Source organism: Mycolicibacterium parafortuitum (assembly GCF_002086815.1).
Classification (GTDB): domain Bacteria; phylum Actinomycetota; class Actinomycetes; order Mycobacteriales; family Mycobacteriaceae; genus Mycobacterium; species Mycobacterium parafortuitum.
In genome coordinates, this window is the sequence record NZ_MVID01000041.1 from 1 (window position 1) to 23650 (window position 23650).

General features: G+C 69.4%; 27 protein-coding genes and 1 pseudogene. 22 read left to right on the forward strand and 6 right to left on the reverse strand.

The annotated features are described in order from the left end of the window. Positions 1-215 precede the first annotated feature (215 nt). On the forward strand, positions 216-1628 hold the full coding sequence (locus tag BST38_RS27515; protein WP_083146706.1) for a DUF349 domain-containing protein: 1413 nt from the start codon (positions 216-218) through the stop codon (positions 1626-1628). A 3-nt stretch (positions 1629-1631) separates the two neighbouring features. Here the strand turns inward: BST38_RS27515 and BST38_RS27520 are convergent, their stop codons facing one another. Together BST38_RS27520 and miaB are read right to left on the reverse strand one after the other, a co-directional pair. Continuing rightward, positions 1632-2285 (reverse strand): Rv2732c family membrane protein, encoded by a 654-nt coding sequence (locus BST38_RS27520; RefSeq protein ID WP_083146741.1) that lies wholly within the window; start codon positions 2283-2285, stop codon positions 1632-1634. Then, entirely contained in the window at positions 2282-3811 is a 1530-nt protein-coding gene (gene miaB / locus BST38_RS27525) for a tRNA (N6-isopentenyl adenosine(37)-C2)-methylthiotransferase MiaB (protein WP_083146707.1), read from the reverse strand. The genes BST38_RS27520 and miaB overlap by 4 nt, the downstream gene beginning before the upstream one ends. 163 nt (positions 3812-3974) lie before the next feature. Here miaB and BST38_RS27530 point away from each other — a divergent pair, with 163 nt between their 5' ends. From BST38_RS27530 to BST38_RS27555, 6 genes and pseudogenes are all read left to right on the forward strand, one after another. Beyond that, entirely contained in the window at positions 3975-4703 is a 729-nt protein-coding gene (locus BST38_RS27530) for an amino acid ABC transporter ATP-binding protein (RefSeq protein ID WP_083146708.1), read from the forward strand. A 41-nt stretch (positions 4704-4744) separates the two neighbouring features. Continuing rightward, a complete protein-coding gene (locus BST38_RS27535) occupies positions 4745-5581 on the forward strand; it encodes a glutamate ABC transporter substrate-binding protein (protein ID WP_083146709.1) in 837 nt (278 codons plus the stop codon). Positions 5582-5607: 26 nt separating this feature from the next. Continuing rightward, a pseudogene (locus BST38_RS27540) lies at positions 5608-6287 on the forward strand (amino acid ABC transporter permease). Between the two features lie 65 nt (positions 6288-6352). Next, the gene (locus BST38_RS27545; protein ID WP_083146710.1) at positions 6353-7228 is read left to right on the forward strand and encodes an amino acid ABC transporter permease; all 876 of its coding nucleotides are present in this window, start codon (positions 6353-6355) and stop codon (positions 7226-7228) included. 23 nt (positions 7229-7251) lie between these two features. Then, the gene (locus BST38_RS27550; RefSeq protein ID WP_083146711.1) at positions 7252-7644 is read left to right on the forward strand and encodes a DUF1622 domain-containing protein; all 393 of its coding nucleotides are present in this window, start codon (positions 7252-7254) and stop codon (positions 7642-7644) included. Next, positions 7641-7940, forward strand: coding sequence for a hypothetical protein (locus BST38_RS27555; RefSeq protein ID WP_083146712.1), 300 nt, complete (start codon positions 7641-7643; stop codon positions 7938-7940). Before BST38_RS27550 ends, BST38_RS27555 begins: the two co-directional genes overlap by 4 nt. Here BST38_RS27555 and recX read toward each other — a convergent pair. The 4 genes from recX to BST38_RS27575 form a co-directional block, all read right to left on the reverse strand. Next, a complete protein-coding gene (gene recX, locus BST38_RS27560) occupies positions 7878-8438 on the reverse strand; it encodes a recombination regulator RecX (protein ID WP_083146713.1) in 561 nt (186 codons plus the stop codon). The two genes, BST38_RS27555 and recX, sit on opposite strands and share 63 nt — an antisense overlap. After that, entirely contained in the window at positions 8407-9459 is a 1053-nt protein-coding gene (gene recA, locus BST38_RS27565) for a recombinase RecA (protein WP_083146714.1), read from the reverse strand. The genes recX and recA overlap by 32 nt, the downstream gene beginning before the upstream one ends. Positions 9460-9638: 179 nt before the next feature. Beyond that, entirely contained in the window at positions 9639-10112 is a 474-nt protein-coding gene (locus BST38_RS27570) for an OsmC family protein (protein ID WP_083146715.1), read from the reverse strand. 10 nt (positions 10113-10122) lie between these two features. Further along, the gene (locus BST38_RS27575; protein ID WP_083146716.1) at positions 10123-10317 is read right to left on the reverse strand and encodes a DUF3046 domain-containing protein; all 195 of its coding nucleotides are present in this window, start codon (positions 10315-10317) and stop codon (positions 10123-10125) included. A 143-nt stretch (positions 10318-10460) separates the two neighbouring features. On the opposite strand from BST38_RS27575, the gene BST38_RS27580 reads away from it, so the two are divergent. The 15 genes from BST38_RS27580 (at position 10461) to hypE (ending at position 23650) form a co-directional block, all read left to right on the forward strand. Next, a complete protein-coding gene (locus tag BST38_RS27580) occupies positions 10461-10790 on the forward strand; it encodes a hydrogenase maturation nickel metallochaperone HypA/HybF (RefSeq protein ID WP_083146717.1) in 330 nt (109 codons plus the stop codon). 2 nt (positions 10791-10792) lie between these two features. Then, positions 10793-11539: a hydrogenase nickel incorporation protein HypB gene (gene hypB, locus BST38_RS27585; RefSeq protein ID WP_083146718.1), complete on the forward strand. Its 747-nt coding sequence runs from the start codon at positions 10793-10795 to the stop codon at positions 11537-11539. 107 nt (positions 11540-11646) lie between these two features. After that, complete coding sequence (locus BST38_RS27590) at positions 11647-12702, forward strand: NADH-quinone oxidoreductase subunit B family protein (RefSeq protein ID WP_083146719.1); 1056 nt, start codon at positions 11647-11649, stop codon at positions 12700-12702. Positions 12703-12769: 67 nt separating this feature from the next. Beyond that, complete coding sequence (locus BST38_RS27595; RefSeq protein ID WP_083146720.1) at positions 12770-14566, forward strand: nickel-dependent hydrogenase large subunit; 1797 nt, start codon at positions 12770-12772, stop codon at positions 14564-14566. 3 nt (positions 14567-14569) lie between these two features. Continuing rightward, positions 14570-15457: a NifU-related iron-sulfur-binding protein gene (locus tag BST38_RS27600; RefSeq protein ID WP_083146721.1), complete on the forward strand. Its 888-nt coding sequence runs from the start codon at positions 14570-14572 to the stop codon at positions 15455-15457. Continuing rightward, positions 15457-16086, forward strand: a complete 630-nt coding sequence (locus BST38_RS27605; protein WP_083146722.1) for a DUF5947 family protein — start codon at positions 15457-15459, stop codon at positions 16084-16086. Before BST38_RS27600 ends, BST38_RS27605 begins: the two co-directional genes overlap by 1 nt. Then, positions 16083-16721, forward strand: a complete 639-nt coding sequence (locus BST38_RS27610; protein ID WP_083146723.1) for a DUF6084 family protein — start codon at positions 16083-16085, stop codon at positions 16719-16721. The genes BST38_RS27605 and BST38_RS27610 overlap by 4 nt, the downstream gene beginning before the upstream one ends. Further along, positions 16718-18028, forward strand: a complete 1311-nt coding sequence (locus BST38_RS27615; protein WP_083146724.1) for a hypothetical protein — start codon at positions 16718-16720, stop codon at positions 18026-18028. The genes BST38_RS27610 and BST38_RS27615 overlap by 4 nt, the downstream gene beginning before the upstream one ends. After that, entirely contained in the window at positions 18019-18138 is a 120-nt protein-coding gene (locus BST38_RS29925; protein WP_420872535.1) for a DUF6893 family small protein, read from the forward strand. The genes BST38_RS27615 and BST38_RS29925 overlap by 10 nt, the downstream gene beginning before the upstream one ends. Before the next feature lie 12 nt (positions 18139-18150). Beyond that, the gene (locus BST38_RS27620) at positions 18151-18642 is read left to right on the forward strand and encodes a hydrogenase maturation protease (protein WP_165761671.1); all 492 of its coding nucleotides are present in this window, start codon (positions 18151-18153) and stop codon (positions 18640-18642) included. Between the two features lies 1 nt (position 18643). Further along, positions 18644-18898 carry a HypC/HybG/HupF family hydrogenase formation chaperone gene (locus BST38_RS27625; RefSeq protein ID WP_083146726.1) on the forward strand — a complete coding sequence of 85 codons (255 nt, stop codon included), beginning with the start codon at positions 18644-18646 and terminating at the stop codon, positions 18896-18898. Next, positions 18895-21165, forward strand: coding sequence for a carbamoyltransferase HypF (gene hypF, locus BST38_RS27630; RefSeq protein ID WP_083146727.1), 2271 nt, complete (start codon positions 18895-18897; stop codon positions 21163-21165). The genes BST38_RS27625 and hypF overlap by 4 nt, the downstream gene beginning before the upstream one ends. 13 nt (positions 21166-21178) lie before the next feature. Beyond that, positions 21179-21493, forward strand: coding sequence for a HypC/HybG/HupF family hydrogenase formation chaperone (locus tag BST38_RS27635; RefSeq protein ID WP_083146728.1), 315 nt, complete (start codon positions 21179-21181; stop codon positions 21491-21493). Beyond that, entirely contained in the window at positions 21490-22590 is a 1101-nt protein-coding gene (hypD, locus tag BST38_RS27640) for a hydrogenase formation protein HypD (protein ID WP_083146729.1), read from the forward strand. Before BST38_RS27635 ends, hypD begins: the two co-directional genes overlap by 4 nt. Beyond that, the gene (gene hypE / locus BST38_RS27645; protein WP_083146730.1) at positions 22583-23650 is read left to right on the forward strand and encodes a hydrogenase expression/formation protein HypE; all 1068 of its coding nucleotides are present in this window, start codon (positions 22583-22585) and stop codon (positions 23648-23650) included. The genes hypD and hypE overlap by 8 nt, the downstream gene beginning before the upstream one ends.

Consider the following 23650-nt stretch of genomic DNA (forward strand, 5'->3'; position numbering starts at 1 on the left):
ACAGAACGCCTCGAGGCACCCCACCCCACAAACCACTAATTCAGCAGACTCCTAGGCACCGGCGATGCCCAACGCGTGGGCGCAGCGCCGGGCAACCTGTTTCAATAAGCTCTGGGCAACCGTGTGCAACGGTTGGTCGACGACGAAACAGCTACCGGCGCCGCGATGCGCGGCACGTGCGTGGGTGACCGCGCGGAGGGCACGAGGTAACGGATATGACGATCACAGAGTCGGGCGGATCCCAGGAAGCCGGCCAGCAGACTTCGGAGGCCGGGCAGGACACGTCAGCCCCGCAGACTCCGTCCGCCCCGCGCCCGAAACCGTCAGCGGCCGCCAGGCCCAAACCCGGACCCGTCCCGCGCCCGGGCGCCCGCCCGGCCGCTCCCGCAGCGGTGGCGCCGCCGGTCACCGCGGTGCCCACCAGCGATCCGCACCGGTTCGGCCGCGTCGATCCCGACGGCACCGTCTGGTTGGTGACCGCCGCGGGTGAGCGCACCATCGGGTCCTGGCAGGCCGGCGACGCCGAGGCGGCGTACGCACACTTCGGCCGCCGGTTCGACGACCTGCAGACCGAGGTGGTGCTGCTGGAGACGCGGCTGGCGTCGGGCTCCGGCGACGCCCGCAAGATCCGGTCGGCGGCCACGTCGCTGGCCGAGACGCTTCCCGAGGCCCACGTGCTCGGCGACGTCGACGCACTCGCGGCCCGGCTGGCCGCGATCATCGAGCAGGCCGACAGCGCGACGCAGGAGGAGAAGGCCCGCCGCGAGGAGATCCGCGCCGCGAACACCGCCCGCAAGGAGGCGCTGGCCGCCGAGGCCGAGGACCTGGCCGCCAACGCGACGCAGTGGAAGGCCGCCGGCGACCGGATGCGGGCGATCCTCGACGAGTGGAAGACGATCACCGGGCTCGACCGCAAGGTCGACGACGCGCTGTGGAAGCGCTACTCGGCGGCCCGCGAGACGTTCAACCGCCGCCGCGGCTCCCACTTCGCCGAACTGGACCGCGAGCGCGCGGGCGCCAAGCAGGCCAAGGAGGCGCTGTGCGAGCGTGCCGAGGAGCTGTGCGATTCCACGGAGTGGGGCCCCACCTCGGGGTTGTTCCGCGATCTGCTGGCCGAGTGGAAGGCCGCGGGCCGGGCGTCCAAGGACGTCGACGATGCGTTGTGGCAGCGGTTCAAGGCCGCCCAGGACAAGTTCTTCTCGGCGCGCAACGCGGCCACCGCCGAACGCGACGCGGAGTTCCGCGCCAACGCCGAGGCCAAGGAAGCTCTGCTGGCCGAGGCCGAGCGGATCGACACCTCCGATCTCGATGCCGCGCGGGCCGCGCTGCGTGTGATCGGCGACAGGTGGGACGCGATCGGGAAGGTGCCGCGGGAGCGTGCCGCCGACCTGGAGCGCAGGCTGCGCGCGGTCGAGAAGAAGATCCGCGACGCCCCGACCGGCGGTGTCGACCCGGAGGCGCAGGCCCGTGCCGACCAGTTCCGCGAGCGCGCTGAACAGTTCGAGCGGCAGGCGGAGAAGGCGGCGGCGGCCGGTAAGACCAAGGATGCCGAGAAGGCGCGCGCCAGCGCCGAGCAGTGGCGTCAGTGGGCCGACGCGGCGGCCGACGCGCTCGGCCGTAAGCGCTGAGCGCTACTTCGGCGCGGCGCCGGGCTTGTCACTGCCCGGGGTGTCACTGCCCGGAATGTCACCGCCGGGCTTGGCGTCCGGGGTGTCGTCGATGAAGGTCTCCAGCAGACCCCTGCCGTGGTTCTCGGCCATGGCGCGACGGCGATGTTCCTCGGCGGCCAGCTGCACCGCCGTGCGCGCCGCGACCACGCGGGCCCAGTAGTAGCTGAGCACGATGACCGTCAGCCAGGCCACGATCAGCCCAACCCCGGGTCCCGGATAGGGCTCGGGCGCGGTCTGCCGCGTCCACAGCGCCAGGATGCCCAGGAACGCCGCGACGGTGCACCCGGCCAGCGAGATCCAGGCCAGCGCCCAACGCCGGGTGAGCAGGGCCAGCATCGAGAAGCCGATACCGAACACGACGGACAGGATCGTGAACACCCGGTGCGGCAGGATGACGCCGTTGTCGGCCGCGACCTGCGAACCGGTCAGCACGTCGAGACCCTTGGCCGAACCGGTGTGCGGCAGCAGCAGCGAGCCCAGCAGCACGAACACCAGTACCGCGATCACCAGCGCCCATGCACCCGGGTCGATCTCGCGGGCCACCCTCTTCTCGGCCGCGTCGATGTCCCTCTTGAAGTTCTCGAACCCGTTCTCCGGACCCCTGTCGCCGCTCATCGCGAGCACCCCGCCGCCACCGGCTCCAGCGCGGGTGCACCGACCGCCGGAATCCCGAGTCCGACGCCCGTCTTGGGCTTGCGCCCGGCCGCGTGGGCGTCCCCGGCACGGGTGCGCCGGTGCTCCACGATGCCGGCATCGGCGATCAGGTGATGCGGCGCCGCACCGGTGACGGTGGTGACGACGATGTCGCCGGGCCGGATCACCTCGGCGTGCGTGCCCGGGGCGAAGTGCACGAGTCTGCCGTCGCGGGCCCGCCCCGACATGCGGGCTGTCGCCGCGTCCTTGCGGCCCTCACCGGTGGCGACCAGAAGTTCGACGCACCGGCCCACCTGAGCCGCGTTCTCTTCGAGGGAGATCCGCTCCTGCAAGTCAATGAGCCGTTGATAGCGTTCGGAGACAACAGCTTTCGGGACCTGATCGGCGAGATCGGCGGCGGGGGTACCGGGCCTCTTCGAGTACTGGAACGTGAACGCGCTCGCGAACCGGGCCGCCTCGACGACGTCGAGGGTCGCCTGGAAGTCCTCTTCGGTCTCGCCGGGGAAGCCGACGATCAGGTCCGTGGTGATCGCGGCGTGCGGGATCGCGGCCCGGACGCGGTCGATGATGCCGAGATAGCGCTCGGCGCGGTAGGACCGGCGCATCGCACGCAGGATCCGGTCCGAGCCGGACTGCAGCGGCATGTGCAGCGTCGGGCACACGTTGGGCGTCTCGGCCATCGCCTCGATCACATCGTCGGTGAACTCGGCCGGGTGCGGGGAGGTGAATCGCACCCGTTCCAGCCCCTCGATGGTGCCGCAGGCGCGCAGCAGCTTCGCGAACGCGCCACGGTCGCGGGGCAAGCGCTCGTGCGGTGCTGCCAGGTCCTCGCGCAAGCGCTCGTCCGCGAACGACACGCCGTACGCGTTCACGTTCTGCCCGAGCAGCGTGATCTCCAGGACCCCCTGGTCCACCAGGGTCTGCACCTCGGCGAGCACGTCGCCGGGGCGGCGGTCGACCTCTTTGCCGCGCAGGGCCGGCACGATGCAGAAGGTGCACATGTTGTTGCAGCCGACCGAGATCGAAACCCAAGCGGCGTAAGCAGATTCGCGGCTGGCCGGCAGTGCCGACGGGAATTCGCGCAGCGCCTCCTCGATCTCGACCTGGGCGACCCGGTTGTGCCGGGCGCGGTCGAGCAGGGCGGGCAGCGAACCGATGTTGTGGGTGCCGAAGACCACGTCGACCCAGGGGGCCTTGCGTAACACCGTGTCCCGGTCCTTCTGCGCCAGGCAGCCGCCGACCGCGATCTGCATGTGCGGGTCGGCGGCCTTTCGCGGCGCGAGGTGGCTGAGATTGCCGTAGAGCTTGTTGTCGGCGTTCTCACGCACCGCGCACGTGTTGAACACGACGATGTCGGCGTCGGCGCCCTCGCCGGCGCGTTGGTATCCGGCCTCCTCCAGCAGGCCCGCGAGCCGTTCGGAGTCGTGCACGTTCATCTGGCAGCCGTAGGTGCGGACCTCGAAGGTGCGCGCGCCCACCTGCTGCATCACCGCGGAAGTCACCGGGCCATTCTACGGAGCGGGGGCCCCTGCCCCGAAATCACACGAATGGGCCGGACGAAATCATGATCGCCGACTATCGGGCGGGGCGAGCGCGCGCTGGGTAAGGTCATCACGCATGGAGAGCCCCAGGGAGTCCCCTGCCGTGCCGATGATCTCTATGAAAGCGGTCAACAAGCACTTCGGCTCACTTCACGTTCTCAAGGACATCAACCTCGATGTCGGCAAGGGCCAGGTCGTCGTTGTGCTCGGGCCGTCGGGTTCGGGCAAGTCGACGCTGTGCCGCACCATCAACCGGCTGGAGACCATCGATTCGGGCACCATCGAGATCGACGGGCGGCAGCTGCCCGCCGAGGGCCGCAAACTCGCGCAGTTGCGCTCCGATGTGGGCATGGTGTTCCAGTCGTTCAACCTGTTCGCGCACAAGACGATCCTGGAGAACGTCACGCTCGCGCCGATGAAGGTGCGCAAGGCATCCAAGGACGAGTCCCGCGAGGCGGCGATGGCGCTGCTGGAGCGCGTCGGGGTGGCCAACCAGGCCGACAAGTATCCGGCCCAGCTCTCCGGCGGGCAGCAGCAGCGCGTCGCGATCGCGCGCTCGCTGGCGATGAACCCCAAGGTCATGTTGTTCGACGAGCCGACCAGCGCGCTGGACCCGGAGATGATCAACGAGGTGCTGGCGGTGATGGCGAATCTGGCCTCCGACGGCATGACCATGCTGGTGGTGACCCACGAGATGGGCTTCGCGCGCCGGGCCGCCAACCGGGTGGTCTTCATGGCCGACGGTGCCGTCGTCGAGGACGCCGAACCTCACGAGTTCTTCGAGAATCCCCAAAGCGACCGCGCCAAGGACTTCCTCGGCAAGATCCTGCACCACTAGCTCAAACCCCCACCCGAGCTCGGCGAAAGGAAACCCACCCAATGTTCCCGAAGTCCATGTCCAAGCGCGTCATCGGTGCTCTCGCCGCGGCGGCTGTGCTGCCGCTCGCGATGACGGCGTGCGGCGGGGGTGACTCCGGAGGTGGAGGCACCGGCGGCGACACGATTGTCATCGGCACCAAGTTCGACCAGCCGGGTCTGGGCCAGAAGAACCCCGACGGCACCATGAGCGGCTTCGACGTCGACGTCGCGACCTATGTCGCCGGTGAGCTCGGCTATGCCCCGGACAAGATCGAGTGGAAGGAATCCCCGTCGGCGCAGCGCGAGAACCTGATCCAGAACGGTCAGGTCAGCTTCATCGCGGCGACCTATTCGATCACCGACGCCCGCAAGGAGAAGGTGTCGTTCGCCGGGCCGTACCTGATCACCGGGCAGAGCCTGCTGGTGCGCGCGGACAACACCGACATCACCGGTGAGGCCTCGCTGGAGAACAACAAGATCCTGTGCTCGGTGTCGGGTTCGACCCCAGCCCAGAAGATCAAGGACAAGTACCAAGGCGTGCAGCTGCAGCAGTACGACACCTACTCGGCGTGCATCGACGCGCTGAAGAACGGCGCGGTGGACGCGGTGACCACCGACGAGGTGATCCTGGCCGGCTACGCCGCGCAGTCCCCGGGTGCGTTCAAGATCGTCGGCGAGCCGTTCTCCGAGGAGCGCTACGGCATCGGCCTGAAGAAGGACGACACCGAGCTGAAGACCAAGATCGACGACGCGCTGCAGAAGATGTTCGACAGCGGCGCCTGGAAAGAAGCGTTCGACAAGAACCTCGGCCCCGCCGGGATCGCCGCACCGGCTCCCCCGGCGCTCGACAAAAACTGAGCCGCGGATAGCCACCGGAGCCGCGCGTGGAGGTATTCACCGAGTATCGCGAGGAGATCTTCGCCGCGTTCTGGACGACAGTCCAGCTCACGGTTCTCTCGGCGATCGGTGCGTTGGTGCTCGGCACGGTGCTGGCCGCGATGCGGCTGGCACCGGTGCCGATGCTCAACTGGATCGGCACGCCTACGTCAACATCGTCCGCAATACCCCGCTGACGCTGATCATCCTGTTCTGCTCGTTCGGGTTGTCGCAGACACTGGGGTTGACGCTGGCCGACCGGCAGTCGGCGACGTTCATCGCCGACAGCGGGTTCCGGCTGGCCGTCCTCGGGTTGACGGTGTACACGGCGTCGTTCGTGTGTGAGACGGTGCGTGCCGGGGTGAACACCATCCCGCTCGGCCAGGCCGAGGCGGCCCGCTCGCTGGGGCTGTCGTTCGGTCAGAACCTTCGGATCGTGTTGCTGCCGCAGGCTTTCCGCGCGGTGGTGATCCCGCTGGGTTCGGTGCTGATCGCGCTGACCAAGAACACCACCATCGCGTCGGCGATCGGTGTCGCCGAGGCGGCGCTGCTGATGAAGGAGATGATCGAGAACACCGCGGCCGTGCTGGTGGTGGGCGGCATCTTCGCGCTCGGGTTCGTGATCCTCACGCTGCCGATGGGGCTGCTGTTCGGGTGGCTGGGCAAGCGATTGGCGGTGGCGCGGTGATGAGCGCTCGCGCGAAGAACGGACCGCCGGTGATGAGCGCTTGCGCGAAGAACGGACAGCGGTAGATGGCAGGCTCAGTTCTCTTCGATGCGCCGGGGCCGCGCGCCATCGTGCGCAACCGGGTGATCACCGTGGTCACCCTCGTCGCGCTCGCCGCGGTGGTCTGGGTGGTGTACTCCCGGCTGAACAGCCGCGGCCAGTTGACGGCCGAGAAGTGGGAACCGTTCCTGACTCCGGACCTGTGGCGCACCTACGTCCTGCCGGGCATCGAGGGCACGCTGACGGCGGCGGCGGTGTCGATCGTGCTGGCGTTGGTGCTCGGTCTGGTGCTCGGCGTCGGGCGGCTGTCGACGCACACCGCGATCCGGTGGGTGTCGTCGGTGGTGGTGGAGTTCTTCCGCGCGGTGCCGGTGCTGATCATGATGATTTTCGCGTACTTCCTGTACGCGTTCTACGACGTGTTCCCGTCCAAGCATCTGGCGCTGGCCGGTGTGATCACCGGTCTGACGCTGTACAACGGGGCGGTCATCGCCGAGATCGTCCGCGCGGGGGTGCACGCGCTGCCGCGCGGCCAGAGCGAGGCCGCCTCGGCACTGGGACTGACGTGGGGTCAGACGATGCGGTCGATCCTGCTCCCGCAGGCCATCACCTCGATGCTTCCGGTGCTGATCTCGCAGCTGGTGGTGGTGCTCAAGGACACCGCGCTCGGTTACCAGATCACGTTCGTCGAGATGGTGCGTCAGGGCACGGTGATCGGGTCGGCCTACGGCAACTACATCCCGGCGCTGATCGTGATCGCGTTGTTGATGATCGCGTTGAACTTCTCGCTGTCGTGGTTCGCGACCTGGATCGAGCGCAGGATGCGCCGCTCCCGCAAGGGCCCGGCCCCGATGGAGGCCGAGCCGCTGGACATGATCCCCGACCGCAGCCGCGGCGTGTGACACCACTGTGATGAACACGGCCGATGACTGAAACCCTGCACGCGTTCGAGATCCTGCCTGACCACACGCTGCGCGAGATGGTCGACCTGATGGTCCGCTTGATCGAAGCCTGCGGCGCCGTGGTCATCATGATCGGCGCACTGGTCGCGATCGTGAAGTTCGCCCTCGCGCTGGGCCGGCGCGATATCAACCAGTTCTCGTCGGTCCGGTTGACGATGGCCCGGTTCCTGGTGCTGGGCTTGGAGTTTCAGCTCGCCGCCGATGTACTGCGCACCGCGATCTCGCCGTCGTTCGAGGAAATCGGCAAGCTGGCCGCGATCGCGACCATCCGGACATTGCTGAACTACTTCCTCAACCGCGAGATCGCCCAGGAGCAGCGCGAGATCGAGGCGGCCAGGAGTTCCCGCGCGCCGTGAGCATCCTCGACACGCTGGCCGGGGCCCTGGTGCTGGTCGGCATCGTGGTGGGGCTCGCCGGCTGGGCGCGGTTCCGACAGCCGTTGGTCGGGCTCGGCGCGATGCTCGAATTCTTCACCGCCGCCGGGCTGGTGCAGCTGACCACCGGGCTGGAGTGGCCGGCGATCGTCGGTGTCGCCGCACTGATCGCGATCCAGTACCTGGTGGTCGCCCGCCTGACCGCGGACCTGACGTCAAACCCGGCGTCGTTCCCGTTCGTTCGCAAGCTCCGTCGTCACCACGTCGACAGCCAGTGACTGGCTGTAGCCGCGGCGGGCCAGCATCCCGACCAGCCGGCGGGTCACCTTGTTCTCCGCGTCCCGGTCCCCCGGGTCACCGAGCTTCTCGCGGCGCAGCTTGTCGCGGACGAGTTGTTCGGCACGGGTGCGTTCTGCGCCCGCGTCGATGTCGGCCAGCGCCGCGTCGATCACCTCGCCGTCGACACCCTTCTTCCGCAACTCAGCGGCCAACGCGCGCTTGCCTTTTCCGGCATTGAGTCGTCGTGACCGCACCCACTGCTCGGCGAAGTCCTCGTCGTCGACGAGACCGACCTGGGTCAGCCGGTCGAGAACCGCGGCGCTGACGTCGTCGGGGTATCCCCGCTTGGCCAGCTGAGCCTCCAGCTCGGCCCGGGTCCTCGCCCGCGCGGTGAGCAGGCGCAGGCACACGGCCCGCGCCTGCTCAGCACGCTTGCCGGACTCGTCGCCCGCCGCTGCGGCGGGGTCAGAAGTCGACGGGAGCGGGAAGAGCGTCATCAGCTGTCTCATCGGTCAGCTGTGCCCCGATACCGAGCTTCTCTTTGATCTTCTTCTCGATCTCGTTGGCCACGTCGGGGTTCTGCAGCATGAAGTTGCGTGCGTTCTCCTTACCCTGGCCGAGCTGCTCGCCGTCGTAGGTGAACCAGGAGCCGGACTTACGGATGAAGCCCTGCTCGACACCCATGTCGATGAGCGAGCCCTCCCGGCTGATGCCGCGGCCGTAGAGGATGTCGAACTCGGCCTGCTTGAACGGCGGCGACACCTTGTTCTTGACGACCTTGACGCGGGTCCGGTTGCCGACCGCGTCGGTACCGTCCTTGAGGGTCTCGATGCGGCGCACGTCCAGGCGCACCGACGCGTAGAACTTCAGCGCCTTACCGCCCGTCGTGGTCTCGGGCGACCCGAACATCACGCCGATCTTCTCGCGCAGCTGGTTGATGAAGATCGCGGTGGTGCCCGAATTGTTCAGCGCACCGGTCATCTTGCGCAGCGCCTGGCTCATCAGGCGGGCCTGCAGACCGACGTGGCTGTCGCCCATCTCGCCCTCGATCTCGGCGCGCGGCACCAGCGCCGCGACCGAGTCGATGACGATGATGTCGATGGCACCCGAGCGCACCAGCATGTCGGCGATCTCCAGCGCCTGCTCACCGGTGTCGGGCTGGGAGACCAGCAGCGCGTCGGTGTCCACGCCGAGCTTCTTGGCGTAATCGGGGTCGAGTGCGTGCTCGGCGTCGATGAACGCGGCGATACCGCCCGCGGCCTGGGCGTTGGCGACGGCGTGCAGCGCGACGGTGGTCTTACCGGAGGATTCCGGACCGTAGATCTCGATGACACGGCCGCGGGGCAATCCGCCGATACCGAGCGCGACGTCGAGGGCGATCGAGCCGGTGGGGATGACCGAGATCGGCGGGCGGACGTCCTCGCCGAGCCGCATCACCGATCCCTTGCCGAAATTCTTGTCGATCTGCGCGAGCGCGAGTTCCAGGGCCTTCTCGCGATCGGGGGCCTGCTGAGCCATGGTGATACCTCTCCGGTAGTCGTTGTTGACCGGTTCTCGGTCGGTTGGCCACGAGGCTAGGTGAGGCCTCCGACAAATCCCGACAAGTCCTTCGTGCGATGTGCGCGGTCGAACTCCACCCACAGTAGACGAACAGGTGTTCGACTCAAGTGGACACGCCGACGGCGCGGAGTTTTGGGTTACGCGGTCGCGGTGCGGATCGTCGCGCGGTGATGGATCGGGGTGTTCACCGACCGGGCGATGAAGCAGTAGTCCCCGACCCGGTGGTGCAACCGTTCGGCCAGTTCGGCGTCCCCGCCGGCGACGATCGTGACCACCGGGTTGAGCGTGACGCTCTCGAACCGCCCTGCCCCGCCGGGTTCTTCGACCATCACCGCGGTGGACCGATCCTCGTACCCGACGACCGTGACGCCCGCCGCGGCGGCCAGGTGCAGGTACCACAGCATGTGGCACTGGGCGATCGACGCGACGTAGAGCTGCTCGGGGTTCCACCGCGCCGGGTCACCGCGGAACGCCGGGTCCGACGACGCGTCGATCGGCGCGCGCCCGTGCGCGCCGACCACGTGGTCGCGGGAGTAGGACCGGACGTCCCTGGTTCCGGCACCCTGGTTTCCCGTCCAGGTCACGGACACCTCGTAGGAGTGCCGGGTCATCGCCGCGCCCTCACCACTGGTCCTTGGGCACGTCGAAATCCGCACAGAGCGCCCGCCACACCGCACGGGGGTCGACGCCGTCCTCGATGGCCTGCGCGGGCGTGCGGCCGCCGATACTGGTGAGCACGTGGTCGACGAGCATCGACGACGCCCGCACCGCACCGAACTGTCCTTCGACGAGTTCCTGGAATTCCGTCAGCCGCACAGGCACAACTTACGCCGGGCCCACCGCGGCGGCGTGGCACACCCGCACCGCATCCGGGTCCGCAGGACCGCCTCTCCGCGCGTCCTGGACGCGCCGCGCACCCCGGTTCTATCGTGAATCAACCGCCACGGAAACGGACCGGCATGCACGAGATGGCGATCACCCTGAGTGTCGTCGATGCCGTCTGTGAACACGCCGCCGGGCGCCGGGTGCACGAAGTCCGGCTGGAGGTGGGTGCGCTGTGCGCAGTGGTGCCGGATTCGATGCAGTTCTGCTTCGAGCTCGCCACCGAGGGCACCGCGGCAGCGGGCGCGCGGCTGGACATCGACGTGCGGCCCGGAACCGGGCACTGCCGAACCTGCGGCGACGACTTCGTCCTGGCGGACCTGATCCTGCTGTGCCGGTGCGGCAGCGCCGACATCGAGGTCACCGCCGGGCGGGACATCCTGATCCGGTCGATGGAAGTGAGCTGACCATGTGCGCGACGTGCGGCTGCGGTGACGACGGAGCAACGGTCACCGTGCCCGGCGCCCCACCCGCTCACCAGCACCCGCACCCGCACCCGCACACCGTCGAGCTCGAGCAGCGCGTGCTGGCCAAGAACGACGGCATCGCCGAACGCAACCGGCAGTGGCTGGCGCACCGCCGGATCACCGCGCTGAACCTGACCAGTTCGCCCGGCGCGGGCAAGACCACCCTGCTGGAGCGCACCGTCCGAGAGCTCGGCGCCCACCATCCGGTCGCCGTCATCGAAGGCGACCAGGAGACGCTGCTGGACGCCGAACGCATCCAGGCGACGGGGGCGCCCGCCGTCCAGATCAACACCGGGGCCGGGTGTCACCTGGACGCCCAGATGATCGCCGACGGACTGGCCGCACTGGCGCCCGCCGAGCACTCGCTGCTGTTCATCGAGAATGTCGGAAACCTTGTGTGCCCGGCCATGTTCGACCTCGGCGAGCAGGCCAAGGTGGTGGTCATCTCGGTCACCGAGGGCACCGACAAACCGCTGAAGTACCCGCACATGTTCGCCGCCGCCGGCCTGGTGCTGATCAACAAATCCGATCTGCTGCCGTACGTCGATTTCGACGTCGAGCTCTGTGCCCGCCACGCGAGGTCGGTCAATCCCGGCGTCGAGGTCCTCGCGGTGTCGGCCAAGACCGGGGAGGGTGCCGCGGACTGGTACCGCTGGATCGAGGCGCAGACCCGGCCGGGACCCCGTTGACAATCGATATCGGAAGCGAGTAAACCGAACTCAGCGGCGCGCAAGTGGGCCGAGCGTCGACTCCGGCGCCGCAGGGGCCTCAGCCCGGCCCCGGAGAGCTGTGGCACATGCCGAGCGAGGCAGCAGTCAAAGCAGAAGAGACGCTGATCCACATTCTGTGGATCAACGCCGGTTTGAGTTGTGACGGCGATTCGGTGGCGCTGACTGCAGCCACCCTCCCGAGCATCGAGGAGATCGCGCTCGGCGCCCTCCCGGGTCTGCCCAGGGTCGCCATTCACTGGCCCTTGATCGACTTCGAATGCGGCCCCAACGGCGGCGCCGACGATTTCCTCGAGTGGTTCTTCAAGGCCGACAGAGGCGAACTGGAGCCGTTCGTGCTGGTCGTCGAGGGTTCCATCCCCAACGAGAAGATCAAGGACGAAGGCTACTGGTGCGGCTTCGGTAACGATCCCGCCACCGGCCAGCCCATCACCACCAGCGAATGGCTGGACCGGCTCACGCCGAAGGCCACCATCGTGGTCGCGGCGGGGACGTGCGCCACCTACGGCGGCATCCACGCGATGGCGGGCAACCCCACCGGCGCGATGGGCGTGCCCGACTACCTCGGCTGGAACTGGAAGTCCAAGGCCGGAGTCCCGATCGTGTGCGTGCCGGGATGCCCGGTGCAGCCGGACAACCTGTCCGAAACGCTGACCTACCTGCTCTACATGGCCACCGACCAGGCGCCGATGATCCCGCTCGACGACGCATTGCGGCCCAAGTGGCTGTTCGGTGCGACGGTTCACGAAGGCTGCGACCGGGGCGGCTACTACGAGCAGGGCGACTTCGCCACCGAGTACGGGTCACCGAAGTGCATCGTGAAACTCGGCTGCTGGGGTCCGGTCGTGAAATGCAATGTGACCAAACGCGGTTGGATGGACGGCGTCGGCGGGTGTCCGAATGTCGGCGGCATCTGCATCGGCTGCACCATGCCCGGCTTCCCGGACAAGTTCATGCCGTTCATGGACGAACCGCCCGGCGGCAAGCTGTCCTCCACGGGCTCCGAGCTCTACGGCTCGGTGATCCGCACCCTGCGCCACATCACCGGCCGCACGCTCGACAAGGAGCCCCACTGGCGGCGCCGGGGCACCGAACTGGCCACCGGCGTCACCCGCACCTGGTGACTGCGGCGGCCCGGGCGTCGCCACAGCTGTTGCACCGCTGAGCATCACAGGAGAGAGAAGTAGGCCGATGACCACGACAACGCCCAAACCGTCCCATTCGGAACGCGAACCCGGCCAACTCGTGGAGATGGCGTGGGATCCGATCACCCGGATCGTCGGCAGTCTCGGCATCTACACCAAGATCGACTTCGAGAACCGGGAAGTGGTGGAGTGCCACAGCACGTCGTCGATCTTCCGCGGCTACTCGATCTTCATGAAGGGCAAGGATCCTCGCGACGCACACTTCATCACCAGCCGGATCTGCGGCATCTGTGGCGACAACCACGCCACGTGTTCGTGTTACGCGCAGAACATGGCCTACGGCGTGCAGCCGCCGCACCTGGGCGAATGGCTGATCAATCTGGGCGAGGCCGCGGAATACATGTTCGACCACAACATCTTCCAGGAGAACCTGGTCGCGGTCGACTACTGCGAGAAGATGGTCGCCGAGACAAATCCCAGCGTGCTGGCCAAGGCCGAGAACACCGCCGCGCCGCACGCCGACATGCACGGCCACCGCACGATCGCCGACATCATGCGGGCGCTCAACCCGTTCACCGGCGAGTTCTACCGGGAGGCGCTGCAGGTCAGCAGGCTGACCCGGGAGATGTTCTGCCTCATGGAAGGTCGCCACGTCCACCCGTCGACGCTGTACCCCGGCGGGGTGGGCACCGTGGCGACCGTGCAGCTGATGACCGACTACATGACGCGGCTGATGCGCTATGTCGAGTTCATGAAGAAGGTCGTCCCGATGCACGACGACCTGTTCGATTTCTTCTACGAGGCGCTGCCCGGATACGAACAGGTGGGCCTGCGCCGCACCCTGCTGGGCTGCTGGGGGTCGTTCCAGGACCCCGAGGTGTGCAACTTCTCCTACCGCGACATGGAGGCCTGGGGCCGCAAGATGTTCGTCACCCCCGGCGTGGTGGTCGACGGCAAGCTGGTCACCACCTCGCTGGTGGACATCAATCTCGGCATCCGGATCCTGTTGGGGCACAGCTTCTATGAGGACTGGACCGACCAGGAGATGTTCGTCAAGACCGATCCGCTGGGCAACCCGGTGGACCGCCGCCACCCGTGGAACCAGCACACCAACCCCAAACCCCAGAAGCGGGATTTCGACGACGGCTACAGCTGGGTGATGTCGCCGCGGTGGTTCGACGGCAAGGACAACCTGGCGCTGGACACCGGCGGTGGCGCGCTGGCCCGGATGTGGTCGACGGCGCTGGCCGGGCTCGTCGACATCGGATACGTGAAATCGACCGGCCGCAGCGTCCAGATCAACCTGCCCAAGACCGCGCTGAAAGGGCCGGTGGAGTTCGAATGGACCATCCCGGTGCACGGCAGCAACACCCTGGAGCGCAACCGGGCCCGCACCTACTTCCAGGCCTACGCCGCGGCGTGCGCACTGCATTTCGCGGAGAAGGCGCTCGTCGAGATCCGGGCCGGGCGGACCAAGACGTGGGAGCGTTTCGAGGTGCCCGACGAGGGCATCGGCTGCGGCTTCACCGAGGCGGTGCGCGGGGTGCTGTCGCACCACATGGTGATCCGCGACGGCAAGATCGCCAACTACCACCCCTATCCGCCGACCCCGTGGAACGCCAGCCCGCGTGACAGCTACGGCACGCCGGGCCCGTACGAGGACGCGGTGCAGGGCCTGCCGATCTTCGAAGAGAACGACCGAGACCACTTCAAGGGCATCGACATCATGCGCACGGTGCGCAGTTTCGACCCGTGCCTGCCGTGCGGGGTGCACATGTACCTCGGCGGGGGTAAGGAACTGGACCTGCTGCACTCCCCCACCCAGTCGGTGACCGGGGAATAGCGCATGGCCCCGCCGACGCCGCGACACGACGACGGCCGGTGGCGCACGGCCGGCGAGCGCATGGAGACGCTGCTCGACGGGATCGGGGCGAGCGGCGCGGCGGCGCGGGAGCGCGCGGAGAACCTGGTCCGCGAGGTGACCGACCTGTACGGCGCCGCGCTCGAGCGGATGACCGACCTGGCAATGACCGCGAAACCCGAACTGGTGCAGGCGTTCGCCGACGACGAGCTGGTCGCCAGTCTGCTCCTGGTGCACGGACTGCACCCGCGCGGTGTCGAGCGCCGGGTCGCCGACGCGCTGGCCGGTGTGCGGCCCTATCTGGGCTCCCACGGCGGGGACGTCTCTCTGCTCGGGGTTTCCGACGGGGTGGTGCGGTTGCAGCTGCTGGGCAGTTGCAAGAGTTGTCCGTCCTCCTCGGTGACGCTGGAACTGGCGGTGCACGACGCGGTCCGCGCGGCGGCGCCGGACATCGAGGCGATCGAGGTCGTGGCGGCCGAGCCCGAGCCGGCATCGGCGACGATCCCGGCGGATTCCCTGATGAGCCGGGTGCGCGCCGCCGGCGGGCCGGCCCGGTGGATCCCGGTCCCGCAACTGGCCGAGCTCGCCGAGGGCGAGGTCGGCGGGTTCCTCGTCGCGGACGCGTCGGCGCTGGCCTGCCGGGTGGGCGGGGTGGTGTTCGCCTACCGCGACCGGTGCCCGGCCTGCACCGGGTCGCTGGCCGGGGCGGGGCTGACCGGCGCGGTGCTGCACTGTGGCCGCTGCGCAGCCGGATTCGACGTGGTGCACGCCGGTTGCGGCGTGGGCGGTGACGGGCATCTGCAGCCCATCCCGGTCCTGGAACGCGACGGCGTGCTCTGCCTGGCGGTGCCCGCGTCCGCGGAGGTGGCCTGATGCCCGGGACGTTCGACGTGCTGACCCGCATCCGCGCCGACCGGGCGGCCGAGCAGCCTGCCGGTGAGCGTTGTGAGATGTGCGCGGAGCAGGTGGGCGCCGAACACGGGCATGTGGTCGACATCGACGGCAGGCGGCTGATGTGCGTCTGCCGGGGCTGCTATCTGCTGTTCACCGACGCGACCGCGACGTTGCGGTATCGCGCCGTGCCGGACCGCTATCTGGCCTTCCCGGACTTCGCGATGGACCGGGCGCTGTGGGAGAGCCTGCAGATCCCGGTCGGCCTGGCGTTCTTCCTGCACAACTCCGCACTGGGCCGCACTGTCGCGCTCTACCCCGGGCCGGCGGGCGCCACCGAGTCGGAGCTGGATCTGCAGGCGTGGAACGATGTTCGCGCCGCCGACCCCCGGGTCGACAATCTGGCTGCCGACACCGAAGCCGTGCTGGTGCGCACCGACGAGCCGCCGGCGCCGCGCGGGTACCTCGTCCCGATCGACGCCTGCTACGAGTTCGTCGGACGGCTGCGCATGCTGTGGAAGGGATTCGACGGCGGCCGGGAGGCCCGGGATTTCGTCGACGGGTTCTTCGCCCTCCTCGACGAACGCGCCGCGGTGGTGCCACGCCCATGACCGAGGTTCGCTTCAGCGTCGTCGACATCGCCCCGGAACCCTATGCGGTGAGTCCGGTCCTGACCGCCCGCATCGGCATCTCCGCCGACGGCCCCGATCCGGTGCACGCCGTCGCGCTGCGCTGCCAGGTCCGGATAGAGCCGTTGCGGCGCACCTACTCCGAGGCCGAGGCGGACGGGCTGACCGATCTGTTCGGCACCCGGGACCGCTGGGCGTCGACTCAGCAGACGTTCCTGTGGCAGCACACGTCGGCGGTCGTGCCCGGGTTCACCGGGGACACCGTCGCCGAACTGCCGCTGGAGTGCACCTACGACTTCGAGGTCAAGGCGGCCAAGTACCTGCTCGCCCTCGACGAGGGCACGGTGCCGCTGCGATTCCTGTTCAGCGGCACCGTCTTCGGGCGGGGCAGCCGGAACTTCAGCGTCCAGCAGGTGCCGTGGGACCGCGAGCAGCGTTTCGACATGCCGGTCGCGGTGTGGCGTGATCTCATCCGGCTGCATTACCCGGGCACCGGCTGGGTGCGCCTGACCCGCGAGGCCATCGACGCGTTGGCCGCCTACCGCTCCGCACGTGGACTGCTCGGTTTCGACGACGCGATCACCGAACTGCTCGCCTCGGCCGCGGAACTGCGATGAACACCGGATGGGACCGGGCCCGCGCCGTCGCCGACGCGGTGCTCTACGAGGGCTACCTGCTCTACCCCTACCGCGCCACCTCGGACAAGAACCGATCCCGTTGGCAGTTCGGCGTTCTCGGCCCGCCGGGGGCCGAGCAAGCGGGCCTCGGCGAGAACGCGTCGCTGAGCGCGCAGATCCTCGTCGCGCCGAACGGTGAGCCGCGGCTGTCCGGGGTGCTGCGTTTCCTGCAACTGCAGCACCGGGCCGTGCAGGAGTACAGCGGCGGCCGCTACCGGGATGTCGACGAACTACGGGCCGGCGCGCACAGGTGGCTGAGCTGGGACGAGGCGGTCGAGTGCGAGATCGCCCTGGATGCCCTGAACGCTGGGGACTTCACCGTGCCCGCGGGCACCGACGTCGAGACCGTCACCGGTGGCAGGTTGGTACGGCAGCGCCACGCGCTGCACGGACGGCTGGTCCTGCGCACCGAGCCCGACGACAACCTGCTCCGGCTGACCGTCGAGGTGCACAACACCGCGGCGCCGGCCACCGACCGGGGCGAGGCGATCGCGACCTCCCTGATCGGGGCGCACCTGCTGCTGGAGGTCACCGGCGGCGAATTCGTCTCGCTGCTCGAACCGCCTGACACCGCGGCCGGCGCCGCCGCGCGGTGCCGTCAGCACCGGTGCTTCCCGGTCCTCGCCGGCCCGCCCGGTGACCACCGCCTGGTACTGGTCTCGCCGATCATCCTCTACGACCATCCCGAGATCGCCGAACAGAGCCGCGGCGACCTCTACGACTCCTGCGAGATCGACGAGATCCTGACCCTGCGGGTGATGACGATGACCGACCAGGAGAAGGCCCAGGCCCGCGCGACCGATCCGCTGGCGGCCCGGATCATCGACCGCTGCGACGCGATGTCGCCGGAGGAGATGCTCGACCTGCACGGCGTGCTGCGCGATCCGCACGCCGGCGCGCCGTCGCCGATCCCGGACATCCCCGCGGGCACGGACTGGTGGGATCCGGAGGCCGACAACGCCGTTCGACCCGAGATGGACTCGGTGCTGGTCGACGGCACCCGGGTGGCCCGGGGCAGCCGGGTCCGGCTGCACCCGTCACGCCGCGCCGACGCCCAGGACCTCTTCTACGCCGACCGGACCGCGCGGGTGGCCTCGGTGCACGCCGACGTCGACGGCGGCACCCACATCGGCGTCGTCCTCGACGACGACCCGGCGGCCGAGCTGCACGACTGGTACGGCCGGTATCTGTACTTCGCCCCGGATGAGGTGGAACCGCTGGCCGGAAGGAGTTCGCCATGGAGGTAATCGGTCGGATCACGGTGGGAGTGCTGGCCGTCGCGGCGGTGGTCGCGGTGCTGATCGGGGTGCAGTCGGTCCCCGATGTGCAGCGCTATCTGAAGATGCGCCGCATGTGAGCTGAGGCAGAACTGACCACGCCACGGATCCTGGTAGCCGGTATCGGCAACATCTTCCTCGGGGACGACGGCTTCGGCCCCGAGGTCATTCGCCACGTCCCGAACCGGCTCGCCGGACCGGCCATCCGGTTGACCGACTACGGCATCCGGGGCATGCACCTGGCCTACGACCTGCTCGGCGACTGGTCGGCGCTGGTGCTCGTCGACGCCGTCCCCGACCGCGGCGCACCCGGCACGCTGCACGTGTTCGAAGTCGAACACGAAACGCTATCCGCCCGTTCCGGTCTGGACGCCCACGCGATGGACCCCGCCGCGGTGTTCGCCGGCCTCACCGCGCTCGGCGGGTCGGCCCCGCGCACCGTCGTCGTCGGATGCGAGGTGGCCGTCGTCGAGGACGGGATCGGCCTGTCGGCGCCCGTCGCGGCAGCGGTGCCCGCGGCCGCGCGGATGGTCGAGGACGTGCTGGCCGTGCTGCGCGCGCAGCCTGCCGCGGAGGGCGTCTGACATGTGTCTGGGCATCCCGGGACAGGTCGTCGGCATGGTGGCCGGCTACGGCGACCAGCTCGCGTGGGTCGACGTCGCAGGCCGGCAGCGCAAGGTCAACGTCGGCATGCTCCCCGAGGAACGCTTCGCGCCCGGGGACTGGGTGATCATCCACATGGGGTTCGTGGTCGAGAAGACCGACGCTGACGGTGCGGCGGCGGCGCTGGCGGGTCTGGAGCTGATGGGCCGGGGCGGGCCCGACGAGGACGCGCCGTGACCGGCCGGCGGCGGGTGCGCGTCGACGTGCGCGGTGTCGTGCAGGGCGTGGGGTTCCGGCCCTTCGTCTACACCCGGGCCACCGCGCTGGGGTTGTCCGGCTCGGTGCGCAACGACAGCACCGGGGCCGTCGTCGAACTGGAGGGCGCCGCCCACGACATCGACGCACTTCTGTCCGGCCTGAGCGAGCATCCACCGCCGCTGGCGGTCCTGGACTCCGTTGCAGTGCAGGTCATTCCGATCACCGGTGGCATCGGATTCACGATCGCGGACACGTCGCGCACCAGCGGCGGCCGCACGCTCGCCTCGCCCGACGTCGCGATGTGCGCCGACTGCGCCGCCGAGCTGCGCGACCCCGCGGACCGCCGCTACCGGCACCCGTTCGTCAACTGCACCAACTGCGGCCCGCGGTTCACCATCATCGCCGCGCTGCCCTACGACCGGGCCTCGACCACCATGGCGGACTTCCCGATGTGCCCCGACTGCGTCCGCGAGTACACCGACCCCGCCGACCGCCGGTTCCACGCCCAGCCGGTCTGCTGCCCGCGCTGCGGACCGACGCTGCGCTACCGCGGCAGCGACGGGCACGAGACGCCCTCGGCGGCCGGGTTGCGGGCGGCACGGCGACTGTTGCGCGACGGCGGGGTACTCGCGGTCAAGGGCATCGGCGGGTATCACCTCGCGTGCGATGCGGCCGACCCGACGGCGGTGGCGGTGCTGCGCGCCCGGAAACGCCGGGGCGACAAGCCGTTCGCGGTGATGGTGCCCGATCTGGCCGGTGCGTGCGCCGTCGCCGAGGTCGACGACGCGTCCGCGACGCTGCTGGACAGCCCGGCGCGGCCGATCGTGCTGATGCCTCGCCGGTCGGGTGCCGTGGTAGCCGACGCGGTGGCGCCGGGCAACCCCGATCTCGGAGTGCTGCTGGCCTATACCCCGCTGCACACTCTGCTGTTCGGGATCGACGGTGACGAGCCGGGCCCGCAGGTCCTGGTGATGACGTCGGGCAACCTCGGCGGCGAACCGATCTGCTTCACCGACGGCGATGCGCTGGAACGCCTTTGCGGCCTGGCCGACGGCCTGCTGTGGCACGACCGGGCCATCCTGACCCCGTGTGACGACTCGGTGATGCGCGCCGACTCCCCCGTGCGGCGCTCCCGCGGCTACGCACCGCTGCCGATCGCGCTGCCGGTCGCGGTGCCGCCGACGCTGGCCGTGGGCGCCGACCTGAAGAACACCATGGCGGTCGCCGAGGGCCGGTACGCGTGGCTGAGCCAGCACATCGGCGACATGGACGATCTCGCCACGCTGTCGGCCTTCGACTCCGCGCAGCGGCACCTGGGCCGGCTCACCGGGGTCGAGCCCGAGGTGCTCGTCGCCGACGCGCACCCGCGGTACCGCTCGGCGGCGTGGGCGCAGCGCAACGCCGCGGGCTGCCCGGTGCGCCTCGTGCAGCACCATCACGCACACATCGCCGCGGTGATGGCCGAGCACGGCCGCGACGGCGCGGACCCCGTCCTCGGATTCGCCTTCGACGGAACGGGTTACGGCCCCGACGGGGCGATCTGGGGCGGCGAGCTCCTGCTGGCCGACTACAAGGGCTACCAACGGCTGGCCCGGCTGCGCTACGTCCCGCTGGCCGGCGGTGACGTCAGCGTGCGGCGCCCGTACCGGATGGCGCTGGCGCACCTGTGGGCCGCGGGCCTGCCGTGGACGCCCGACCTGGCGCCGGTGCGGGCCTGTCCCACCGACGAACAACGGGTGCTGCGCCACCAGCTTGAGACGGGCCTGGGCTGCGCGCCGACCTCCAGCATGGGCCGGCTGTTCGACGCGGTGTCCGCACTGGCCGGGGTGCGTCAGGTCGTCGACTACGAGGCGCAGGCCGCGATCGAGCTCGAAGGCCTGGCCCGCGGCAGCGACCCCGGCGGCGCGCGGTACCGGTTCACCGTCGATGGCGCGGACTCCACCGCGCTGATCGACCCCGCGCCAGTGCTCGGCGCGGTGGTCGACGACATCCGCGCCGGGGTGAGCGCGGGGGTGATCGGCGCCCGCTTCCACCGCGCCGTCGCGGTGTTGGTCCTCGATCTCGCCACCGCGCACCCCGGCTACACCGTGGCGCTGTCCGGCGGGGTGTTCCAGAACGCCCTGCTGCTGCGCACCACCCGGACCCTGTTGGTCGACAACGGGTTCGACGTGATCACCCACCGCAAAGTGCCGCCGAACGACGCCGGTATCGCGCTGGGGCAACTACTGGTGGGCAACGCCGTCTGAAAGGAGCAGGCCGATGTGTCTTGCGGTACCGGGCAGGATCGTCAGCATCGAGGAACGGGACGGCACGCTGATGTCGGTCGTCGACTTCGGCGGCGTCCGCAAGGACGTGTGCCTGCAGTACCTCCCCGACGCCGAGATCGGCCAGTACGTGGTGGTGCACGTCGGGTTCGCGCTGCAACGGCTCGACGAGGAGTCGGCGACACGCACCCTGGCCGAGTTCGAACACCTGGGCGTGCTGGCCGAGGAGTTCGGCGACGGCTTCGAGGCCGCCGCCCGGCAGGCCGGCGCCGCCAACCCCGCACGGAACGGATCGGAGGTGACCTCGTGAAGTACCTGGACGAATTCAGCAATCCCGAGCTGGCCAGGCGGCTGATCGACCAGATCACGTCGGCCGCCACCCAGCGCTGGGCGATCATGGAAGTCTGTGGCGGCCAGACACATTCGATCATCCGCCACGGCATCGACCAGCTGCTGCCGGACACCGTCGAGATGATCCACGGGCCGGGCTGCCCGGTCTGCGTCACCCCGCTGGAGGTGATCGACAAGGCACTGGAGATCGCGTCGCGCCCCGAGGTGATCTTCTGTTCGTTCGGCGACATGCTGCGGGTTCCGGGCAGCGAGAAGGACCTGTTCCGCGTCAAGAGTGAGGGCGGCGACGTCCGCGTCGTCTACTCGCCACTGGACGCGCTGACCATCGCCCGCGAACACCCGGACAAGCAGGTGGTGTTCTTCGGCATCGGATTCGAGACCACCGCCCCCGCCAACGCGATGACGGTGTACCAGGCCAGACGGCTCGGCATCGACAACTTCTCGCTGCTCGTCTCGCACGTGCTGGTGCCGCCGGCGATCGCGGCGATCATGGAGTCCCCGTCGTGTCGCGTGCAGGCGTTCCTGGCCGCCGGACACGTGTGCACGGTGATGGGCACCGCCGAATACCCGCCGCTGTGCCAGCAGTACGGGATCCCGATCGTGGTGACCGGGTTCGAACCGCTGGACATCCTCGAAGGTATCCGGCGCACCGTGGTGCAGCTGGAATCCGGCCGCCACGAACTGGAGAACGCGTATCAGCGGGCGGTGCAGGACGACGGCAATCCGGCAGCGAGGGCCATGCTGCTCGACGTGTTCGAGGTGACCGACCGGGCCTGGCGCGGCATCGGCGTGATCCCCGGCAGCGGCTGGCGACTGTCGCAGGCCTACCGCGACTTCGACGCCGAGCAGCGGTTCGCCGTCACCGGCATCCACACCGAGGAGTCCGCGGTGTGCCGGTCCGGCGAGGTGTTGCAGGGCCTGCTCAAACCGCACGAGTGCGCGGCGTTCGGCACCCGGTGCACACCGCGAAACCCACTGGGCGCCACGATGGTCTCCTCGGAGGGCGCCTGCGCGGCGTACTACCTGTACCGGCGGCTCGAGATGACTCATGCCTGAGCCGGAGCCGACCGTGGATCCGGCGGCGTGGGTGTGCCCGGTCGCGCTGCGCGACGCGCCCAACATCGTGATGGGGCACGGCGGCGGCGGTGCGATGTCCGGTGAGCTCATCGAGCAACTGTTCCTGCCGGCGTTCGGGCCCGCGGCCGACGCGGGCCTCGGGGATTCGGCGGTCGTCGACATCGGGGGCGCCCGACTGGCGTTCTCCACCGACTCGTTCGTCGTCAAACCGATGGTGTTCCCGGGCGGCACCATCGGCGATCTCGCGGTCAACGGCACCGTCAACGACCTGGCGATGGCCGGCGCCGTGCCCAAGGTGCTGTCCACGGCGTTCATCCTCGAAGAGGGCACCCCACTCGATGAGCTGGCCCGGATCGCCCAAGCCGTCGGGACCGCGGCGCTGGCCGCGGGGGTGAAACTGGTCACCGGCGACACCAAGGTCGTCGACTCCGGTCACGGCGACGGCGTGTACATCAACACCGCCGGCATCGGGCTGGTCGACGAGCGCACCGACATCCGTCCGCAGCGCGCGCGGACCGGCGATGCGGTGATCGTCAGTGGCGACCTCGGCGTCCACGGGGTCGCCGTGCTGAGCTGCCGCGAAGGGCTGGAGTTCGGCACCACGGTGGCCAGCGACACCGCCCCACTGCACGGTCTGGTGGCCGCGATGATCGCCACCGGCGCCGACCTGCACGCACTGCGCGATCCGACGCGGGGCGGGCTGGCCGCCACCCTCAACGAGATCGCCAGGGCCGCGAAGGTCGGGGTGTCGATCGACGAACGCGCGCTGCCGATTCCGTCGCAGGTGCGCGATGCGTGCAGCATGCTCGGCCTCGATCCGCTCTATGTCGCCAACGAGGGCAAGCTCGTCGCGTTCGTGCCCGCCGCCGACGCCGACCGGGTGCTCACCGCGATGCGCGCGCACCCACTCGGTGCCCGGGCGGCGGTCATCGGCAGCTGCGTCGGCGACCATCCCGGCATGGTGGTGGCCAGGACGGCGCTGGGCGGCACCCGTGTGGTCGACCTGCCCATCGGCGAGCAGCTGCCGCGGATCTGCTGA

Excerpts from the sequence above, each read along its gene's own strand:
- BST38_RS27625 (WP_083146726.1), top strand. The coding sequence starts at position 18,644 with ATGTGTCTGGGCATCCCGGGACAGGTCGTCGGCATGGTGGCCGGCTAC.
- BST38_RS29925 (WP_420872535.1), top strand. The coding sequence starts at position 18,019 with ATGGAGGTAATCGGTCGGATCACGGTGGGAGTGCTGGCCGTCGCGGCG.
- BST38_RS27530 (WP_083146708.1), top strand. The coding sequence starts at position 3,975 with ATGATCTCTATGAAAGCGGTCAACAAGCACTTCGGCTCACTTCACGTT.
- BST38_RS27545 (WP_083146710.1), top strand. The coding sequence starts at position 6,353 with ATGGCAGGCTCAGTTCTCTTCGATGCGCCGGGGCCGCGCGCCATCGTG.
- BST38_RS27615 (WP_083146724.1), top strand. The coding sequence starts at position 16,718 with ATGAACACCGGATGGGACCGGGCCCGCGCCGTCGCCGACGCGGTGCTC.
- BST38_RS27535 (WP_083146709.1), top strand. The coding sequence starts at position 4,745 with ATGTTCCCGAAGTCCATGTCCAAGCGCGTCATCGGTGCTCTCGCCGCG.
- BST38_RS27605 (WP_083146722.1), top strand. The coding sequence starts at position 15,457 with ATGCCCGGGACGTTCGACGTGCTGACCCGCATCCGCGCCGACCGGGCG.
- BST38_RS27515 (WP_083146706.1), top strand. The coding sequence starts at position 216 with ATGACGATCACAGAGTCGGGCGGATCCCAGGAAGCCGGCCAGCAGACT.
- miaB (WP_083146707.1), bottom strand. The coding sequence starts at position 3,811 with ATGCAGCAGGTGGGCGCGCGCACCTTCGAGGTCCGCACCTACGGCTGC.
- BST38_RS27570 (WP_083146715.1), bottom strand. The coding sequence starts at position 10,112 with ATGACCCGGCACTCCTACGAGGTGTCCGTGACCTGGACGGGAAACCAG.
- recX (WP_083146713.1), bottom strand. The coding sequence starts at position 8,438 with ATGACGCTCTTCCCGCTCCCGTCGACTTCTGACCCCGCCGCAGCGGCG.
- BST38_RS27600 (WP_083146721.1), top strand. The coding sequence starts at position 14,570 with ATGGCCCCGCCGACGCCGCGACACGACGACGGCCGGTGGCGCACGGCC.
- hypE (WP_083146730.1), top strand. The coding sequence starts at position 22,583 with ATGCCTGAGCCGGAGCCGACCGTGGATCCGGCGGCGTGGGTGTGCCCG.
- BST38_RS27580 (WP_083146717.1), top strand. The coding sequence starts at position 10,461 with ATGCACGAGATGGCGATCACCCTGAGTGTCGTCGATGCCGTCTGTGAA.
- recA (WP_083146714.1), bottom strand. The coding sequence starts at position 9,459 with ATGGCTCAGCAGGCCCCCGATCGCGAGAAGGCCCTGGAACTCGCGCTC.
- BST38_RS27635 (WP_083146728.1), top strand. The coding sequence starts at position 21,179 with ATGTGTCTTGCGGTACCGGGCAGGATCGTCAGCATCGAGGAACGGGAC.
- BST38_RS27550 (WP_083146711.1), top strand. The coding sequence starts at position 7,252 with ATGACTGAAACCCTGCACGCGTTCGAGATCCTGCCTGACCACACGCTG.
- BST38_RS27595 (WP_083146720.1), top strand. The coding sequence starts at position 12,770 with ATGACCACGACAACGCCCAAACCGTCCCATTCGGAACGCGAACCCGGC.
- BST38_RS27610 (WP_083146723.1), top strand. The coding sequence starts at position 16,083 with ATGACCGAGGTTCGCTTCAGCGTCGTCGACATCGCCCCGGAACCCTAT.
- BST38_RS27590 (WP_083146719.1), top strand. The coding sequence starts at position 11,647 with ATGCCGAGCGAGGCAGCAGTCAAAGCAGAAGAGACGCTGATCCACATT.
- BST38_RS27520 (WP_083146741.1), bottom strand. The coding sequence starts at position 2,285 with ATGAGCGGCGACAGGGGTCCGGAGAACGGGTTCGAGAACTTCAAGAGG.
- hypB (WP_083146718.1), top strand. The coding sequence starts at position 10,793 with ATGTGCGCGACGTGCGGCTGCGGTGACGACGGAGCAACGGTCACCGTG.